The following is an 18,860-nucleotide window of genomic DNA, read 5'->3' on the forward strand; positions in this document are numbered from 1 at the left end:
ATGGCGAGCCGTGTGAGCATCCGGGTCGACGCGTCGGCCCACATCGGCACAGGGCACCTCAAGCGCTGCCTTTCGCTGGCCGAGGCCTTGCAAGCGGCAGGTGCGTCGGTGGACTTCCTGGTGAGGCCGATCGACGCGGTGGCGGCCCAGGTGCTGAGGGGGTTGGTATGGCCGGTGCACTGGTTGAGTCGGCCCGACGAGGACGTTGACAAAACGCCCCGAGCAGACGATCCGCCCCACGCGAGCTGGGCTGCGATCGACTGGCAGCAGGATGCGGACGAAACCGTCGCCGCGCTGCAAGCCAGCCCACCCAACTGGCTGGTGCTCGATCACTACGCCTTCGATGCGCGCTGGCACCGCCAGGTGAGCCAGGACCTGAATACCCGCCTGCTGGTGATCGACGATACGGCCGATCGAACCATCGACGCGGATGCGCTGCTCGATCACAACTGGTCCGCCGACCACCGAGCCAAGTACGCGGGCCAACTCGGGCGCGAACCGCGCTGGCTGGCTGGCCCGCGCTTCGCGCTGCTGGGGAGGACTTATCGCGATGCGCCCAGGTACCGGCAGGCCCCCGAGGTGCGCAGCATCGGCATCTTCATGGGCGGCACCGATCCAGGTGGCATCAGCATGCGCGTATTGGCCGCGTGTCGGGAGGCCGGATTTGCCGGTGAGATCGAGATCGCCACCACCTCGGCCAACCCAAACTTGGCCGACTTGCGGACCGCATACGCAGACTCGCCACCGGCGCGTCTCACCATCGACCTGCCTGATCTCGCAAATTTTTTTTCACGGCATGACCTGCAGGTCGGTGCTGGAGGGGGCGCCACCTGGGAGCGCTGCTGCATCGGCGCGCCCACCATCGTCCTGGCCTTGGCCGAAAACCAGACCGCGGTGGTCCCCGGCTTGACGCAACTCGGCGCTGTTCGCGCTGCGTCTTTGCCCGGTACAGCTCTGCCAGATGCTCCGCCGCTGACCAGGGTGCTGATCGACCTGCTGACCCATGCGCCCGCGCGCGCTCGGCTGGCCGAGCGCGCAGGCGCCCTCGTCGATGGACGTGGCGCGCAGCGCGTGGCGCTGCACCTGCTGGCGTCCACGCTGCAAGTCCGGCCAGCCAGCCAGGATGACGCCGGACAGCTTCATCGCTGGAGAAACCACCCGACGGTGCGGGCGGTGTCGACCCAGGGCGAAGAGATCGCCCTGAGCGACCATGAGGCCTGGCTCGACCGGGTGCTGGACGCACCTGACCGATGGCTTTTGATCGGCCAGATCGGCGAGTGCGCGGTGGGCAGCATTCGATGGGACCGCGTCGCCGACGACCAGCAGGAAGTCTCGCTCTACCTTGACCCCGATCTGCTGGGTCTGGGCCTCGGTCCACCCCTGCTGCTCGCAGGTGAGCAAGCCATGGCCAGGCGCCTGGGTCACCCCTTCTCCGTCCGCGCCACGGTGTTGCCTGGCAACACCGCATCGCAGCGGCTGTTTGAAAGCTGCGGCTACCATGGGGGCCCGCTGCAGTACGCCAAATCCGTTGAGGACAGCCATGAAGATTCTTGACCGCACCATCGGCCCCAGCGAGCGCCCTTACCTGATCGCCGAGATGTCGGGCAACCACAACCAGTCGCTGGAGCGCGCGTTGGAGATCGTGGACGCAGCGGCCGCGCATGGCGCCGATGCGATCAAGCTGCAGACCTACACCGCCGACACCATGACGCTCAACCTGCGCATGCCCGGCTTCGTGATCGACGACCCCAAGAGCCTGTGGGCCGGGCGCCAGCTCTATGAGCTGTACGAAGAGGCGCACACCCCCTGGGAGTGGCACGCGCCCATCATGGCGCGCGCGGCTTCGCACGGCGTGGCCTGCTTCAGCACACCCTTTGACGCCACGTCGATTGACTTCCTCGAATCGCTGAACGTCCCCGCTTACAAGATCGCCTCGTTCGAGAACACCGACCTGCCTCTGATCCGCCGTGTAGCCACCACCGGAAAACCGATGATCATGTCCACCGGCATGGCCACCGCGGGCGAGATCGACGAGGCCGTGCGCGCCGCGCGCGAAGCCGGCTGCCAGGACCTGGTGCTGCTCAAGTGCACCAGCACCTACCCTGCCACCGCGGACAACACGAATATCAGCACCATCCCCCACATGCGCGCACTCTATGGCTGCGAGGTCGGTCTGTCGGACCACACCATGGGCTGCGGTGTGTCGGTGGCTGCTACCGCCCTGGGCGCGACGGTGATCGAAAAACACTTCACCCTGCGCCGTGCCGACGGCGGTGTGGATTCGAGCTTTTCCATGGAACCGCTGGAGCTGCGCCAGCTTCGCGAAGAAACCGAACGCGCCTGGCAAGCCGTGGGACGCATCGCCTACGGCCCCACCGCCGCCGAAATGAAATCGCTCGGTTTTCGACGTTCGCTCTACATCGCACAGGACATGAAAGCTGGCGATGTACTCACTGTGGAAAACCTGCGCTGTGTTCGACCTGGCTTTGGCCTACCACCCAAGCACCTCGACAGCCTGCTCGGGCAGCGCATCGGACGCGACGCGGTGGCGGGCACGCCGATGGCCTGGGCGCTGCTTTCCCCCGCCGCATGAGCACCAGCAACAAGGTCCACAGCCTGATCCGGCTTGACAGCCGCTGGCTGCAGCTGCCCATCGACCTCGCGCTGGTGGCTGCGGTCTGGTGGTTTGCGTTCTGGTTGCGCTTCAACCTGGACACACCCGACGAGTTCCAGTCCATGATGGTGCAGACCCTGGTCTGGCCGCTGCTGGCATTTGCCGCGAGCTTGCTGGGTTTCGGTGTCTACCGCCACATCTGGCGCTACACCAGCGTGGCCGAGCTCACCCGCCTGAGCTACGCGGTGGCGCTCGGCGGTCTGCTCACCGCGGCGGCGATCCTGATGTTGCGGGTTGAGTTTTTCCCCCGCTCGGTGCTGCTTCTGCATCCCTTGCTGGCCCTGGTGGCACTGGGCGCAGCGCGCGCACTCGCACGCATCGCCCTATCTGGCGCCGAGCCCTCATTTCTATCGGGCAAGCCACTGTTGCTGGTGGGCTCGGTGCAGGACGCAGCCGCTGCCCTGCCGGCCTTGCGGGGCTTGCGTCAGTGGACGCCCGTGGGCATCGTGAGTCCCGTGGCCGCAGAACAGGGGCGCTCGCTGCAAGGCCTGAGCGTGGTCGGCGTTCTGGCGGATCTCCCGCGTCTGGCCCAACGGCTGGAGGCGGCGGCCGCCTTGGTCGTATCAGCACCAGGAACCGATGCCCGACGAGCCGCCCTGATGGGCGCGAGCGAGGTGGGTCTGCCTTTGCTCACCATGCCGCGACCCGACGAATGGCTGCGCAATGATCACAGCCAGCCGCGGCGAGTCGAACTGGAAGACCTGCTGGGGCGGGCGCCGGTGGCGCTGGACGAACAAGGCCTGTCCGAACTGCTCACCGGTCAGACCGTGATGGTGACTGGCGCAGGTGGCTCCATCGGCTCGGAGCTTTGCCGCCAGATCGCACGCTTTGGGGTACGGCGGCTGGTGTGTGTGGACGTGTCGGAATACGCGATCTATCAGCTGGAACGAGAGCTCGCCGCCTCGCATCCGCAAATGCAGGGCCTGTACTACACAGGCAACGTTCGCGAGTTCGAACGACTGCTCGCCATCGCCGAGCAGCACCGGCCCGCCACCGTCTTCCATGCCGCGGCCTACAAGCATGTGCCCCTGATGGAGTCGCTGAACGAGATCGAGGCGCTGCGCACCAATGTGCTGGGCACGCTAAACGCTGCGCGCGTGGCTGGCCGCGTGGGTGCACAGCGCTTTGTTCTGATCTCCACCGACAAGGCGGTGAATCCGACCAATGTCATGGGAGCGAGCAAGCGCCTGGCCGAGCAGGTACTGCAATCGGTGGCGGTCGAGTTTGCGCAGACGCGTTATGTAGCGGTGCGTTTTGGCAATGTGCTGGGCTCCAGCGGCTCGGTGGTGCCGCTTTTCACCAGCCAGATTGGGCGCGGCGGTCCCGTCACGGTGACGCACCCCGACATCGTGCGCTACTTCATGACCATTCCCGAAGCCGCACAGTTGGTGCTGCAAGCCAGTCTCATGGGCCAGACGCGACAGATCTTTGTGCTGGACATGGGCGAGCCGGTGAAGATCGTGGACCTTGCGCGTTTGCTGATTCGGCTCTCAGGACAAACCGAGCAGAATATTCCCATCAGCTTCACCGGCTTGCGCCCGGGCGAAAAACTGTTTGAAGAATTGCTGGCCAACGACGAGACCACCGAACCCACGCCCCACGCCAAACTGCGGGTGGCCAAAGGCGCGGACACGCAGGTTGATACCGAAGCGGTGTTGCAATGGATCGCCAGCGCAGGCCCCGCACCCAGCGCGGCCGAGCTGCGGGTGTGGCTCCAGTCGCTGGTGCCGGAGTATCAGCCCGTCCAATAGCAACAACGGGCCGCGACCCCAGGAGCGCGCAACACCAAATGCAAGAACACCGTGGATCCGGCTTAGCTAGGGCCTGTTCACACTATTTTCCTGAGTGCGAACGAGGTGCAAAAGGCCCTAATCTAATGGCGTTGGCCCTCGCGATGCCGAGCGCTCAAAGGGGCGTGGTCCAGGAGCACCGCGGAACTGGCTTTGTCCGGCCGCAGGTGTTGCCCCCTCTCAAGGGGTTCGCGCGCAGCGCGGCGGGGGTTAGTGACCCAAGTACGCTTCGCGCACCTTCGGATCCACCAGCAGGTCCTTGCCGGCACCGGTCATGGTGATCTCGCCCGAGTCCATCACGTAGCCTCTGTCGGCGATCTGCAGAGCGCGCTGGGCATTTTGCTCCACCAGCAGCACGGTCACGCCTTGCTTGGACACATCGCGCACCACTTCAAAGATCTTGTCCACCATGATGGGCGACAAGCCCATCGAGGGCTCGTCCAGCAGCAACACTTTTGGCCGGCTCATGAGCGCGCGTGCCATCGCCAGCATCTGCTGCTCGCCGCCGCTCATGGTGCCCGCGAGCTGGTCCTTGCGCTCTTTCAGGCGAGGAAAAATGCCGAACATGCGTTCGATGTCGCTGGCGATCTCGGCCTTGTCGGTGCGAATGTAGGCACCCATCTGAAGGTTTTCGATGATCGTCATGCGGGTAAACACACCACGGCCCTCCGGCACCATGGCCAGGCCTTGCTTGACCATGTCCCAGGCCCCGCGCCCCTTGATGCTCTGCCCCAGGTACTCGATGTCGCCGCCTTCAAAAGCCAGCGACCCGGTCACCGCTTTCATGGTGGTGGTCTTGCCCGCGCCGTTGGAGCCGATCAGCGAGATCAGTTCACCCTCGCGCACCTCCAGGTCAACGCCTTTGACCGCCTTGATGCCACCGTAAGAGACCTTCAGGCCGGTGATTTTGAGCAGCGTGTTTGCCATGTAAAACTTCCCTCTTCTGTGCGCTCAACGGTCTAGCCGGAGCAAGTGCCATAAACCAAGGATGCTGCTGGTCCGGCTGAACCGGTCCGCCAGCATCACCCCCTGGGGGGTGACACGCGAAGCGTGGCGCTGGGGGATCTCACCCACCACCCGTGCCCAGATACGCTTCGATCACCTTGGGATTGCGCTGCACCTCAGCGGGCGTACCCGACGCCAGCTGCTTGCCGTAGTCCAGCACCGTCACGCGGTCACACAGGCCCATGACCAGCTTCACATCGTGTTCGATCAGCAGGATCGTCCGGTTGTCCTTGCGGATCTGGTCGATCAACTCACGCAGCTGCAGCTTTTCGGTCGCGTTCATGCCCGCGGCCGGTTCGTCAAGCGCAATGAGCTGCGGGTCGGTAGCCAGGGCGCGCGCGATCTCCAGACGGCGCTGGTCGCCATAGCTCAGTGTGCGCGACTTGTAATCGGCCAGCTTGCCGATGCCCACATACTCCAGCAACTCCTGTGCACGTTTGGCGATGGCCGCTTCCTCACGCTTGAAGCTACCGGTGCGCAGCACCGCGCCGATCAGACCCGACTGCGTGCGCACATGCCGACCCACCATCACGTTCTCCAGTGCGGTCATCTCGGCGAACAGGCGGATGTTCTGAAACGTGCGCGCGATACCGGCGCGCGCCACCTCGTGCACCGCCTTGGGTGTGTAGGGTCTGCCGGCCAGCTCGAACGAGCCACTGTCGGGGGTGTACAGGCCTGTGAGCACGTTGAAGAACGTGGTCTTGCCCGCGCCGTTGGGACCGATCAGGCCATACACCTGGCCACGCTGGATCTCGATGCCCACATCGCTGAGGGCTTGCAGGCCTCCAAATCGCTTGGAGACGTTGGCAACCTTGAGAATCGTGTCTGACATTCAGTTGCCTCCCTTATTTCGCCAGCGACTTGCCGTGTTCCGGCGAAGGCCACAGACCTTTGGGACGGATCAACATCACCGCCACCATGGCCAGCGCAATCAACAGCTGCCGCAGGATTTCCGGCGACGGCAGGCGACCACCGGACAGCGCTTCCAGCGGACCCGCCACGTGGCGCAACAGTTCGGGCAAGCCAGCCAGCAACAGCGCACCCAGGATCACGCCAGGAATGTGTCCTAGCCCGCCCAGCACCACCATGGCCACCACCATCACCGACTCCATCAGAATGAACGACTCCGGGTACACACCGCGCATGAACGAGGCGAACAGCACACCGGAGACACCACCAAACGTGGCGCTCATGCCGAAGGCCGCAAGCTTGAGGTTACGGGTGTTCAAGCCCATGGCCTTGGCGGCGATTTCGTCTTCGCGGATAGCCATCCAGGCACGACCGATGCGCGAGTCCTGCAGCCGGTGCGCGATCACGATCGCCACCAGAACAAAAAAGAGGAACAGGTAGTAATACAGCGTGACCGACTCGAAGGTGTAACTCCAGTCACCCCAGCCGATGGTGAGCCGGTTACTCATGCTGTGTCCAAACACGCTCACCGCATCTATGTTGCTCAGACCTTTGGGGCCGTTGGTGATATTGATCGGGCGGTCCAGATTGAGCATGAAGATGCGCACGATCTCGCCAAAGCCCAGCGTGACGATGGCCAGGTAGTCGCCACGCAGCTTGAGCACGGGCGCACCCAGTATCAGCCCGGTCACCCCCGCCACAATGCCCGCAATGACCATCACCAGCCAGAAGTTCATGTGCAGGCCATCGGGGAAATGGGCCGCCATGAACGCAAAGGTGGTGGTGAGGTGGGGTGAAGCGAGCAGGCCGTACAAGTAGGCGCCGACCGCAAAGAAGGCGATGAAGCCCAGATCGAGCAGACCGGCGTAGCCCACCACAATGTTCAGGCCCAGCGCCAGCAGCACATACAACAGGGCCACATCCAGAATGCGCACCCAGGAGTTGCTGCCCGTGGACTGCAGCACCAGCGGCAACGCGAGCACCGCGATCGCCAGCACCGCATAGACGAAAAATTTACCGGCTTTGGTATTCATCATGGTGTTTTCCTCGATCGTCAGGCGCGGTCTGCCACCCGCTCACCCAGCAAGCCCGAGGGCCGCAGCGTGAGCACCAAGGCCAGCACGATGAAAGCAAAAATGTCGGTGTACTGACTGCCGAGGAAGCCGCCGGTGAGCTTGCCCAGATAACCGGCGCCCAGCGACTCGATGAGGCCAAGCGCAATGCCGCCCACGACCGCACCGGCCAGGTTGCCAATGCCGCCCATGACCGCGGCCACAAAGGCCTTGAGGCCGGGCATGAAGCCCATGGCGTGCTGCACCGTGCCGTAGTTGGACGCCCACATCACACCAGCAATCGCCGCCAGCATGGCGCCGATGATGAAGGTGGCGGAAATCACCACGTCGGGCTTGATACCCATGAGCGCAGCCACCCGCGGGTTCTCGGCTGTGGCTCGCATGGCACGACCCAGATTGGTGCGGTTCACCAGGTACATGAGCAGCGCCAGGGTAATGGCCGTGGTGGCCAGGATAGTGATCTGCGTGATCGTGATCACAGCCCCGCCAATGGGGATCGGTTCGCGCGGCAACATGCCGGGATAGGGCTTGGGATTGGGCTCCCAGATGATCATGGCCATGGTTTGCAACAGCAAGGACATGCCGATGGCGGTGATGAGCGGTGCCAATCTCGGTGAATTGCGCAGCGGCCGGTAGGCCAGTTTCTCGATGCTGAAGTTCAGCACTGCGCACACCACCATCGCGATCATCGTGGCGACCAGCAAGATCATCCAGCCTGGAAGACCCGCCCAAGACTCCATCATCCAGCCGATCAGCGTCCAGCTGGTCAGAGCGCCCACCATGAGCACGTCACCGTGGGCAAAATTGATCAGGCCGATGATGCCGTACACCATGGTGTAGCCCAGTGCCACCAGCGCGTACATACTGCCCAGAACCAGACCATTGATGATCTGCTGCAGCAAAACGTCCATAAAAAACCTCTTCGGATTGTTGTTGTGCTGCCGCGGCGTTTGCCGGGCTGCCTTCAACTTAGCAAAAAACCCGCCAGGCTCGACCTATGTACAGGGCAGACTGCGGGTTGGTGGCCGGATTGTATCGAGGCGTATACCCCGTCTCATGCGTGTAAGCCCTTAGGCGCCTCGGGTTAACCCTGGCTTCTCAGCCGCCAAAGCCCCGTCATCAGCGGGATTGTTGTTGCATTAGTCGTCTTGATGGTTCAGGCGCCGAAGGCTGCGCAGCTTATCGGCAATGCGGATCTCAAGCCCGCGTTCCACAGGCTGGTAAAAACCGGGATCGACCATGCCCTCGGGCAGATAGCGTTCGCCGGCCGCAAAACCGTCGGCTTCGTCGTGGGCATACCGGTAGTCTTTGCCGTAGTCGAGCTGCTTCATGAGCTGGGTGGGCGCGTTGCGCAGGTGCAGCGGCACCGGGCGCGTGCCATCCTTTTTCACCCAGGCGCGAGCCGCCTTGTAGGCGGTGTAGACCGCATTGGACTTCGGCGCCATGGCCAGATAGATCACGCACTCAGCCAGGGCCAGCTCGCCCTCGGGTGTCCCCAGGCGCTCGTACACCTCCGCTGCATCCAGCGCCAGGCGCAGGGCTCGCGGGTCCGCCAGGCCGATGTCTTCGCTGGCCATGCGAATCAGCCGACGTGCCAGATACCGCGGTTCGGCGCCACCGTCGAGCATGCGCACCAACCAGTACAGCGCAGCATCCGGGTCGGAGCCGCGCACGCTTTTGTGCAATGCGCTGACCGTGTCGTAAAACTGCTCGCCACCTTTGTCGTACCGGCGCATGCGTTCGCCCAGCACTCGCAGCAACCACGTGTCGGTCACTTCTGACACCTTCTCGCGACCCGCAGCCACGGCAAGTGTTTCCAGGGTGTTGAGCAGGCGGCGCGCGTCACCGTCGGCGTAGGCAATCAGCCGATCCGCTGCGGCCCGCTCCATGGCCGGCACCGCGCCCATGCCCTGCGCGCGCACCAGCAGCTGGCGCAAGTCTTCTTCGCCCAGCGACTGCAACACATAGACCGCGGCGCGCGATAACAGCGCGGAATTGACCTCGAAGGATGGGTTCTCGGTGGTCGCACCGATGAAGGTGAACAAACCACTCTCAACGTGCGGCAGGAAGGCATCTTGCTGGCTTTTGTTGAAGCGGTGCACCTCGTCCACGAACACGATGGTGCGACGCGCCTCCAGCCCGTCCCGCGCGGCTTGCGCCAGCTCCACCGCCTCGCGAATATCCTTCACCCCGCCGAGCACCGCGCTGATGGTGATGAACTGGGCGTCAAACGCGCTGGCCATGAGACGCGCGATGGTGGTCTTGCCGACACCGGGTGGGCCCCAGAGGATGCAGCTGTGCGGCTGGCCCGATTCAAACGCCAGCCGCAGCGCCATGCCCTCACCCAGCAGCTGCGACTGCCCGATGACTTCGGCCAGCGTGCGAGGCCGCAGCCGTTCGGCCAGAGGCGTCAGGGCGGGGTCCGGGGCGCGACTCACAGGCAGCGGGAGCACCCGCTCAGGGACGAATCACATCCGCACCCGCCGGCGGCGTGAAGCGAAAACGCTCAGTGGCCACCGACGACGCGGGTTGCCACTCGGTGAAGGTCAGCACGGAGCGCTGGCCCAGGCTGTCGGCGATCTCCAGCACCGCGAGCTGGCCTTGGCGCCATCCCACGCGAACACGCTGCAACTGGCCATTTTGCTGGCGCGGCTTGGCGTCGATCCAGTCCAGGCCTTGAGCCGACGGAGCAGACTTCAGCTCAAACGATTCGCCAAGTGCCTTGAGGTCGGTCCCGGACGCGATCAGCGCGGCGGGCGTGCTGCCCAGCACGTCCTGCTGCCGGCGCGCAGTCACCTGATTCAGGTCCACATCGTGCAGCCACAGCGTCTGACCATCGGCCACGATGGCCTGCGGGAACGGATTGTTGTAGTCGAAACGGAAGCGGTTCGGCCGCAGGAATTCAAACGTGCCGGTGGATGTTTTGGTGCGCGCCTGCGTCTCGCCTGCGCGCAACGGCGAAGTAACCACCTGCGTGAAGCGCGCCTGGCCGCCCGTCACGTCACGCAAAAAAGTCTCCAGCGTCTTCAAGCCATCGGCGTGCACCACAACACTGGTGAGAGCCAGCGAAAGTGCCAGAAAAATTTTGATCATGCGCAGTCAGACCAAGACGCGGGCACAAGGTTCAGCCTGAAGACGCACATCAGTCCCCACGCGAAGGCACCAGGATATCGCGTTGACCACTGGAGGTGAGCGCGCTCACCAGTCCGGCGTTTTCCATGTCTTCGAGCAAGCGCGCAGCGCGGTTGTAGCCGATCTTCAACTTGCGTTGCACATAGGAAATGCTGGCTTTTCGGTCCTTGAGCACGATCTCCACCGCCTGGTCGTAGAGCGCGTCCTTTTCGCTGCTGTCGCCGCCCTCGCCGAAAACATCACCACCTTCACCATCGCCGACCGTGCTCTCCAGCACGCCATCGATGTAGTTGGGTTCGCCGCCCTGCTCTTTCAGATAGGCCACGACGCGGTGCACCTCTTCGTCGCTCACGAACGCACCGTGCACACGAATGGGAAAGCCCGTACCAGAAGGCATGTAGAGCATGTCGCCCATGCCCAGCAGGCTCTCGGCGCCCATCTGGTCAAGGATGGTCCGGCTGTCAATCTTGCTGCTGACCTGGAAACTCAGACGGGTCGGGATGTTGGCCTTGATCAGGCCGGTGATCACATCCACGCTGGGACGCTGGGTCGCCAGAATCAGGTGGATACCGGCCGCGCGCGCCTTTTGCGCCAGCCGGGCGATGAGCTCTTCGATCTTCTTGCCGACCACCATCATCAGGTCGGCCAGCTCGTCGATCACCACCACGATGTAAGGCAGGCGCTCCAGCGGCTCGGGCTGCTCGGGCGTGAGGCTGAACGGGTTGCCGATGATCTCGCCGCGCGCCTTGGCTTCGTCGAGCTTGGTGTTGTAGCCCGCCAGGTTGCGCACCCCCAGTTTGCTCATCAGCTTGTAGCGCTTTTCCATTTCGCCCACACACCAGTTCAAGCCGTTGGCGGCGTGCTTCATGTCGGTGACCACCGGCGCCAGCAGATGAGGAATCCCTTCGTAGACGCTCATCTCCAGCATCTTGGGGTCGATCAGCAGCAGGCGCACGTCTTTCGCGTCGGCCTTGTAGAGCAGGCTCAGGATCATGGCGTTGATGCCGACCGACTTGCCCGAACCGGTGGTGCCAGCCACCAGGCAATGCGGCATCTTGGCCAGGTCGGCGACCACGGGCAGGCCGCCGATGTCCTTGCCCAGGCCCATGGTCAGCAGCGAGCGTGCGTCGTTGTAGACCGATGAGCCGAGGATCTCGCTCAGCTTGATCATCTGGCGCTTGGCGTTAGGCAACTCCAGCGCCATCAGATTCTTGCCTGGAATGGTCTCGATGACACGGATAGACACCAGCGACAGCGAACGCGCCAGGTCGCGGCTGAGGTTCACGACTTGCGAGCCCTTGACGCCGGTGGCGGGCTCGATCTCGTAGCGGGTGATCACTGGGCCAGGCGCTGCCGCCACCACCCGCACTTCAACACCAAAATCCTTGAGCTTCTTCTCGATCAGGCGACTGGTCATCTCCAGCGTCTGGCTGTCCACACCCGCCTGATGCTGCGGCGCGCCGTCCAGCAAGTCCACCTGCGGCAGCTTGCTGTCGGGCATTTCGACGAAAAGCGGTTTCTGCCGCTCCTTCGCCACCCGCGCACTGGGAGGCAAGTCAACCCGTGGAGATTCGATCACCACCGGTGTTGGATGGTGGTCTTCGATCTCTTCGCGCTCGACCGCCACCACCTCCTCACGCTCGCGCGCCGCCTGCACGCCAATGCGCTGGTCTTCCACCGCTTCGCGCTTCTCGCGCCGCGCTTCGAACCAGCCATCCAGCTTGTGGCCCATCCGCTCGGACAGATGACCCCAGGAGAAACGGAACACCCGCGGGAGACACACCAGCACTAAGGCCAGCATGGCCAGCGCCGAACCAGTAAAGCCGAGCCAGCGCATGGTCAAAGGACCCATCGCGTGACCCAGCACGCCGCCCGCATGGCCGGGCAACAAACCCTCTAGCCGGTACAAGCGACTCCATTCCAGCACCGTACTGGCGACCAGCAGCAACACCAGACCCACCCAGAAACTCGCCGGATGCCGCCACAGGCGCCACCAGCGGCTGGGCGCCTCGCCTAGGGGCTCGTCGCTCTGCACGCCCTGCTGACCCCGGATCCAGCGTGCAAGCCCCGACAGCCAGGCGCGAACACCGGCCAGAAAACACCACCAGACCGAGAAGCCCAGCAAAAAGTAGCTGCCGTCGGCGATCAGCGCGCCGAAGCGGCCCGCCCAGTTACCCACCAACGGCTGGCTGCCAGTCGTGCTCCAGGCCGGGTCAGCCAACGAGTGGCTGAGCATGGCGAGCAGCCAAAACGCGAGCAATGCAGCGCCAAGCACCAGCCCAATCTCCTGGGCGAATCGACCCACGCCAGAAGGCGCCTCGTTGGCGCGGTCGGCATTGAGTGTGTTGAGCGAATAGGTCATGGGCGTCGAGGGGAATCGACACCAACTTTAACCCAAGCAACCCCTTGCCCCAGGGGCTTCGCTTGGTTATCAGCCCAGGGAGTTGAGCCGTTCCTTGATGATGGTGCTGCCGTTTTCGGTCACCTCGATGAAACCCCGATCTTCGAGGTCCTTCATGACCCGGCTGACCATCTCGCGCGAAGCACCAATCATCTTGGCCACGTCCTGGCGCGACACGCGTTCCTTGATCACCAACTGGCCTTCGTGATCAGGCTGGGCCACCTCCAGTAGAGCACGCGCGACCCGGCCGTAGACGTCCATCAGCGCCAGGGACTCGATCTTGCGATCGGCGTGGCGCAGGCGTTGCACCAGGCCCTTCATCACAGCGTAGGCCATAGAGGTATTCTCTGGCAAGCAGCGCGCGAACTCCACCCGGCCAAGGATCAACACATCGGTCTGCACCTCGGCGCGCACGGTGGCCGAGTGCGGCTGGTTGTCGATCAGACTCATCTCGCCCACGTAATCACCCGGGTTCATGGTGGCCAAAATCACCTCGCGTCCGCGACTGTCTGTGGTGACCACGCGCGCCCGGCCGGTGAGCACAATGGCCAGCATGTTGGACTTCTTGCCCTGCTCGACGATGCACTCGCCGCGCTTGAAACGGCGCTTGATCACCGCATCGGCCACCGATTCGGCTTGCGCCTGGGTCAGGGTAGAAAACAGGGGGACCCGGCGAATCAGATCCAGGTTCGACAAGATGGACATGCGTGTATTCCTCGGGTTGGTCCGCAGGGGCGGCACACTTTCATACAATCTTGCTATTGCGATGCTTACATCCTATAGGGACGCACCTCACATCATTCAGCACCCGCTGATCTTCTCATTCAATCCCGCAGGACCCAAGTGTTTCGACGGGTCGCCACAACATGAAGCATTCTAAAGTTCTTATTCTGGGTTCCGGACCCGCCGGCTACACAGCGGCCGTTTATGCGGCTCGCGCCAACCTCAAACCAGTGCTCATCACCGGCATCGCGCAGGGCGGCCAGCTGATGACCACCACCGATGTGGACAACTGGCCGGCCGATGTTGACGGCGTGCAAGGCCCCGAGCTGATGCAGCGCTTCCTGTCTCATGCCGAGCGCTTCAACACCGAGATCGTGTTCGATCACATCAATGCGGTTGACCTTTCCAAGCGGCCTTTCGTTCTGACTGGCGACAGCGGTCAATACAGCACCGACGCACTCATCATCTGCACCGGCGCTTCGGCCAAATACCTGGGACTGCAGTCCGAAGAGGCCTTCATGGGCAAGGGCGTCTCGGGCTGCGCCACCTGCGACGGTTTCTTTTACAAAAATGAGATCTGCAGCGTGGTTGGCGGCGGCAACACCGCCGTGGAAGAAGCGCTGTACCTCTCTAACATCGCCAGCAAGGTGTACCTGATCCACCGGCGCGACACCTTCAAGGCCGAAGCCATCATGGTCGACAAGCTGATGGAAAAAGTGGCCGCAGGCAAGATCGAGCTTAAGCTGCACAGCACCCTGGACGAGGTGCTGGGTGACGCGTCTGGCGTGACCGGCGTGCGGCTGAAAAACGTGCAGACAGGCGCAACCGAGGAACTGACCGTCAAAGGCTGTTTCATCGCTATCGGTCACAGCCCGAATACCGACATTTTCAAAGGTCAGGTCGACATGAAAGACGGCTACATCGTCACCCGCTCGGGCCTGCAAGGCCTGGCCACCATGACCAGCGTGCCTGGCGTGTTCGCCGCGGGAGATGTGCAGGACCATGTTTACCGCCAGGCCATCACCAGTGCCGGCACAGGCTGCATGGCCGCGCTGGATGCCCAGCGCTTCCTGGAAAGCCAGTAACCCCCCGCCGCGCTGCGCGCGCCCCTGCTCTAGCACCTTCGGCTTGGCCGGTGGGCGGCACCTGCGGCCGGGCAAAGTCCTTTCCGCGGTGCCCCTCGAACAAGGCACGCGCTCCGGCCAGGTGCTTGCCGCTGGTCGGCGCACTCGGGAACCCTGCCTCCACCTTGCATATAATTGAGAGCTTTGCTGCAAATGGCCCTCGGGTTTTGCGCTGCAAATTCTGGGTTACCGCCACCCTTTCTTCTGGCGAGGTGAGGCCCCTACCGCACGGGTAGCGGCCGTTTGACAATATCGGAGTGTCCTCATGGCACGCGTCTGCGACGTCACGGGCAAGAAGCCCATGGTCGGGAACAATGTTTCCCACGCCAACAACAAAACCAAGCGCCGGTTCTTGCCGAACCTGCAATACCGCCGTTTCTGGGTCGAGAGCGAGAACCGCTGGGTGCGCCTTCGCGTGTCGGGTGCCGCGCTGCGCCTGATCGACAAGAATGGCATCGACGCTGTGCTGGCCGACTTGCGCGCCCGCGGGCAGGCTTAAGGAGAACCGACCATGGCAACCAAAGGCACGCGCGAGAAGATCAAGCTGGAATCCACCGCTGGAACCGGCCACTTCTACACCACCACCAAGAACAAGAAAACCACGCCAGAGAAGCTGCTGATCAAGAAATTTGATCCCAAGGCCCGCAAACACGTGGATTACAAGGAAATCAAGCTGAAGTGATTCGGCAAGGCTCCCCCAATGAAAAAGCCGCTGTTGTCACAGCGGCTTTTTTTTTCAGATCAGAGCGTGACCTGGTACCTCGGCAAGGCCTTGCCCCAGGCCAGCAACCGGTATTTGCGCGGATTCGCCAAGAAATAGGGGTCGCTTTCGATCAAGGCCACTGCCCGCTTTCGGCTGTCCACCTCAAACACCCACAAACCTCCCACGTATGGTCCGCCGTGCTCGTTGCGCAAGCCACCCGCCATCCGGATTTCGTCCCGGTGCGCCTCCAGAAACGCCAAGTGTGCTGGTTCCAGCTGCTCACGCACCGGCACCATTTCGTCACCCTCTTCAAAAATCACGACGAAACGCATGTGTCGGGCTCTCTTTGCTCAGAACGAGCGGGCCGCCCGCCCCATGCAGACGTGGCACATCGCCAGGTCCGTCGGGTCGCCAACTGAGGGTTTGACGCGCTGCAAGGGCGGCGCAGGCGTGGGCCTGCTCTATGCGTGCGCGGAGCGCAACCGGATCGAAAAGTCGCGCAATGCGGCGATGCCGCTATCTTCTGCACGGCGGCACCAGGCCTGCAGGTCGGTCGCGAGCTGCTCACGGGTGGCGTTGGTGCTGGACCAGAGCGCACGCAACTCCTCACGCATGGTGACCATCTTGTCGAGCACCGGGTGCTCGGCACGGGCCAACGCCAACTGGGGCAACAATGCCTCGGGCACCTTGTCGTGGTCGCGATGCAACCAGCGACGCGCGACCTGGAGTGGGCCAACGTCGGCGCTGCGCGCCTTGAGGCCTTCGAGCTCCCGCTGGCAGGCGGCACGCATTTCCCGCGCATATCCGGCCATCACTTCATAGCGATTGGCAATGATCGCCTCCAGTGTCTTCTCGTCGGCCACGGGCTTGACGGCACCATACGCCATCTTGGGCGGAAGCTTCTTCACAGTGGCCAGCCCGACGGACTTCAGCATGGTGATGTACATCCAGCCGATGTCGAACTCGTAGGGCTTGACCGACAGTTTGGCCGAGGTCGGATAGGTGTGGTGGTTGTTGTGCAGCTCTTCGCCGCCGATCAGAATGCCCCAAGGGGACACATTGGTGCTGGCGTCGGCCGCCTCGAAGTTGCGGTAACCCCACCAGTGACCAATGCCATTGATGATGCCGGCGGCGGTGATCGGGATCCAGGCCATCTGGATCGCCCAAACGGTCAGACCGATCGCGCCGAACAACGACACATTGAGGATGAGCATGAGGCTCACACCCAGGCGGGAGCGACCGGTGTAGATTTGGCGCTCGACCCAGTCGTCTGGCGTGTTGTGACCGTAACGATCCAGAGTTTCCTGGTTTTTGGCCTCGGCACGGTAGAGCTCGCTGCCTTCAAAAAACACCTTCTTGATCCCGAACACCACCGGGCTGTGCGGGTCACCCGCGTGTTCGCACTTGGCGTGGTGCTTGCGGTGGATGGCCGTCCACTCTTTGGTGACCATGCCGGTGGTCATCCAGAGCCAGAAACGGAAAAAATGGGACACTACCGGGTGCAGGTCCAGGGAGCGATGGGCCGAATGGCGGTGCAGGTAAATGGTGACGCTGGCAATGGTGATGTGCGTCATCACCAGCGCGGCGATCATCGCCTGCCACCAAGTGGCGCCCGTCAGACCGTTGGCCAGAAACTGGACCAGTCCATCCCAGAAAACGACCAGAAGGCCGGGATCAGATGCAATCATGAAATTCCTATTCGACCGCCCTCAGGACGGATGGGGATGCAGACCATCTCCGATCAGGGAAACGGATGTCGCAATTTTACTGGCCGGGGTGTAAATCACCAAGCCAGGGGTCGGTCGACCCCTGGCACTGTATGAAACATTGCGTCAATCGCTGCGGTTTCAAGGCTTTTTCCGCCAAATAGCAGCAAAAAAGCCATCTGTAGCGTGCCGTTGAGGCCACAAACGCAGCCATTGCTGCATTTCGCCAGCACACAGCCGCTCTGGGTCAGGCACCTGGGCGCCTGCCAGCACATCGCAAGCGGCGACCACCTCAAAATCGGGATGAGCGGCCCCGAAGGCCTCAGCCACCGCTTCGTTCTCCTCCCGCAGCAGGCTGCAGGTGGCATAGACCAGGCGACCGCCCGGCTTGAGCAGGCGCGCCGAGCTGTCCAGGATGGCGCGCTGCAACGCCGTCTGCGCCGCCACGGTCTCAGGTGTCTGGCGCCATTTCAGGTCTGGGTGGCGGCGCAACGTGCCCAGGCCCGAACAAGGAGCGTCGACCAGCACCCGGTCGATCTTGCCGGCCAGACGCTTGATGCGCTCGTCTCGCTCATGGGCAATGGCCAGCGGATGCACATTGGACAGGCCACTGCGGGCCAGCCGAGGTTTGAGTGCGTCAAGCCGGTGTCCCGACGTGTCCATCGCGTAGAGTCGGCCGCTGTTGCGCATGCTCGCGCCCATGGCCAGCGTCTTGCCGCCAGCCCCGGCACAGAAGTCCACCACCATCTCGCCGCGCTTGGCATCGACCAGCAGCGCCAGCAGCTGTGAGCCCTCGTCCTGCACCTCGACATCACCCTGCACAAATGCAGGCAGCTTGGCCAACGAGGGCTTGCCGGTCACGCGAATGCCCACTGGTGAAAAAGGTGTGGGTTCACAGACCAGACCCGCCGCGCGCAAGTCCGCGAGCACCGCCTCGCGCTTTTTCTTCAGCGTGTTGACACGCAAATCGAGCACCGAAGGCTGGTCCAGGCTGGCCACGAAGTCATCAAATTCCTCACCCAGCTGCTCGCGCACGGCGCTGGCCAGCCACTCGGGCAGGTTGTGCCGGTGAGGAGCGAGCAGATCGGCGTCGGTCGCTGCATGACAGTGGTCCAGCCAGGTTTTTTCCACATCAGTGAGCACACTTTTGAGGAAGTCGACATCGCCGGGGAAAGCCAGGATCGCCAGCCGCCGCCACTTGGACCCGCTGCCCGACCGCGCCAACCATTCCAGCCGCAGGCGCTGACGCAACGCGGTGTAGACGGTGTCGGACAGGGTGGCGCGCTCGCGCGGGCCCAGCGATCGGTTCTCACGAAAGTAACGCGCGACCACAGCGTCGGCGGGGTGGTCAAACTTGAACACACGCTCGATGAGCGTGGCGCAGGCTTCTATCAGGGCTTTGGGGTGCATAACAGGATTGTCCCCCCTGCGCCGCGGCGCGGCTTCCCCCAAGGGGACATTGCCTGTGGCCCGGCCAAGCCGATCCCACGGCATCTCTGAGACAAAAACCCTTCACGCCGGACGAGCCTGTGCCAGCAGGCACCGCGCAACTGGCTTTGCCAGGGCGCTGGTGTCGTCTCCCTCTGGGGGAAGCCGAACAGCGGCGCAGGGGGAGTCGAT

Annotated in this window: 17 protein-coding genes; 6 read left to right on the forward strand and 11 right to left on the reverse strand. The window is 63.3% G+C overall.

Going from position 1 to position 18,860, the window contains the following annotated elements; translation table 11 throughout:
* The 3 genes from pseG to QUV25_RS02160 are packed head-to-tail and all read left to right on the forward strand — an operon-like array spanning position 1 to position 4,425.
* On the forward strand, positions 1-1,554 hold the full coding sequence (pseG, locus tag QUV25_RS02150) for a UDP-2,4-diacetamido-2,4,6-trideoxy-beta-L-altropyranose hydrolase (protein WP_300860965.1): 1,554 nt from the start codon (positions 1-3) through the stop codon (positions 1,552-1,554).
* A complete protein-coding gene (gene pseI, locus QUV25_RS02155; RefSeq protein ID WP_300860966.1) occupies positions 1,541-2,593 on the forward strand; it encodes a pseudaminic acid synthase in 1,053 nt (350 codons plus the stop codon). The genes pseG and pseI overlap by 14 nt, the downstream gene beginning before the upstream one ends.
* The gene (locus QUV25_RS02160) at positions 2,590-4,425 is read left to right on the forward strand and encodes a nucleoside-diphosphate sugar epimerase/dehydratase (protein WP_300860967.1); all 1,836 of its coding nucleotides are present in this window, start codon (positions 2,590-2,592) and stop codon (positions 4,423-4,425) included. The genes pseI and QUV25_RS02160 overlap by 4 nt, the downstream gene beginning before the upstream one ends.
* 249 nt (positions 4,426-4,674) lie before the next feature.
* Here the strand turns inward: QUV25_RS02160 and QUV25_RS02165 are convergent, their stop codons facing one another.
* From QUV25_RS02165 to QUV25_RS02200, 8 genes are all read right to left on the reverse strand, one after another.
* Positions 4,675-5,391, reverse strand: a complete 717-nt coding sequence (locus tag QUV25_RS02165; protein ID WP_291014831.1) for an ABC transporter ATP-binding protein — start codon at positions 5,389-5,391, stop codon at positions 4,675-4,677.
* A gap of 139 nt (positions 5,392-5,530) precedes the next feature.
* Positions 5,531-6,301, reverse strand: a complete 771-nt coding sequence (locus QUV25_RS02170; protein ID WP_300860969.1) for an ABC transporter ATP-binding protein — start codon at positions 6,299-6,301, stop codon at positions 5,531-5,533.
* 13 nt (positions 6,302-6,314) lie between these two features.
* Positions 6,315-7,415: an ABC transporter ATP-binding protein gene (locus QUV25_RS02175; protein ID WP_300860970.1), complete on the reverse strand. Its 1,101-nt coding sequence runs from the start codon at positions 7,413-7,415 to the stop codon at positions 6,315-6,317.
* Positions 7,416-7,432: 17 nt separating this feature from the next.
* Positions 7,433-8,362 (reverse strand): branched-chain amino acid ABC transporter permease, encoded by a 930-nt coding sequence (locus QUV25_RS02180; RefSeq protein WP_300860971.1) that lies wholly within the window; start codon positions 8,360-8,362, stop codon positions 7,433-7,435.
* A 228-nt stretch (positions 8,363-8,590) separates the two neighbouring features.
* Positions 8,591-9,889, reverse strand: a complete 1,299-nt coding sequence (locus tag QUV25_RS02185; RefSeq protein WP_300860972.1) for a replication-associated recombination protein A — start codon at positions 9,887-9,889, stop codon at positions 8,591-8,593.
* 19 nt (positions 9,890-9,908) lie between these two features.
* Positions 9,909-10,544 (reverse strand): outer membrane lipoprotein chaperone LolA, encoded by a 636-nt coding sequence (gene lolA, locus QUV25_RS02190; RefSeq protein ID WP_300860973.1) that lies wholly within the window; start codon positions 10,542-10,544, stop codon positions 9,909-9,911.
* Positions 10,545-10,593: 49 nt separating this feature from the next.
* Positions 10,594-12,945 carry a DNA translocase FtsK gene (locus QUV25_RS02195; protein ID WP_300860975.1) on the reverse strand — a complete coding sequence of 784 codons (2,352 nt, stop codon included), beginning with the start codon at positions 12,943-12,945 and terminating at the stop codon, positions 10,594-10,596.
* A gap of 69 nt (positions 12,946-13,014) precedes the next feature.
* Positions 13,015-13,689: a Crp/Fnr family transcriptional regulator gene (locus QUV25_RS02200; protein WP_300860977.1), complete on the reverse strand. Its 675-nt coding sequence runs from the start codon at positions 13,687-13,689 to the stop codon at positions 13,015-13,017.
* A gap of 161 nt (positions 13,690-13,850) precedes the next feature.
* On the opposite strand from QUV25_RS02200, the gene trxB reads away from it, so the two are divergent.
* From trxB to rpmG, 3 genes are all read left to right on the forward strand, one after another.
* The gene (gene trxB / locus QUV25_RS02205) at positions 13,851-14,792 is read left to right on the forward strand and encodes a thioredoxin-disulfide reductase (RefSeq protein WP_300860978.1); all 942 of its coding nucleotides are present in this window, start codon (positions 13,851-13,853) and stop codon (positions 14,790-14,792) included.
* A gap of 304 nt (positions 14,793-15,096) precedes the next feature.
* Positions 15,097-15,330 carry a 50S ribosomal protein L28 gene (gene rpmB, locus QUV25_RS02210; RefSeq protein ID WP_056269541.1) on the forward strand — a complete coding sequence of 78 codons (234 nt, stop codon included), beginning with the start codon at positions 15,097-15,099 and terminating at the stop codon, positions 15,328-15,330.
* A gap of 12 nt (positions 15,331-15,342) precedes the next feature.
* The gene (rpmG, locus tag QUV25_RS02215) at positions 15,343-15,513 is read left to right on the forward strand and encodes a 50S ribosomal protein L33 (protein WP_300860980.1); all 171 of its coding nucleotides are present in this window, start codon (positions 15,343-15,345) and stop codon (positions 15,511-15,513) included.
* A 59-nt stretch (positions 15,514-15,572) separates the two neighbouring features.
* On the opposite strand, the gene QUV25_RS02220 is transcribed toward rpmG, so the two are convergent.
* From QUV25_RS02220 to QUV25_RS02230, 3 genes are all read right to left on the reverse strand, one after another.
* Entirely contained in the window at positions 15,573-15,866 is a 294-nt protein-coding gene (locus QUV25_RS02220; protein ID WP_300860982.1) for a YciI family protein, read from the reverse strand.
* A gap of 129 nt (positions 15,867-15,995) precedes the next feature.
* Positions 15,996-17,222, reverse strand: a complete 1,227-nt coding sequence (locus QUV25_RS02225; RefSeq protein WP_300860984.1) for a fatty acid desaturase — start codon at positions 17,220-17,222, stop codon at positions 15,996-15,998.
* A 159-nt stretch (positions 17,223-17,381) separates the two neighbouring features.
* On the reverse strand, positions 17,382-18,650 hold the full coding sequence (locus QUV25_RS02230) for an RsmB/NOP family class I SAM-dependent RNA methyltransferase (protein WP_300860986.1): 1,269 nt from the start codon (positions 18,648-18,650) through the stop codon (positions 17,382-17,384).
* Positions 18,651-18,860 lie beyond the last annotated feature (210 nt).

Origin of the sequence: Hydrogenophaga sp. (assembly GCF_030373245.1) — a bacterium.
Classification (GTDB): Bacteria; Pseudomonadota; Gammaproteobacteria; order Burkholderiales; family Burkholderiaceae_C; genus Hydrogenophaga.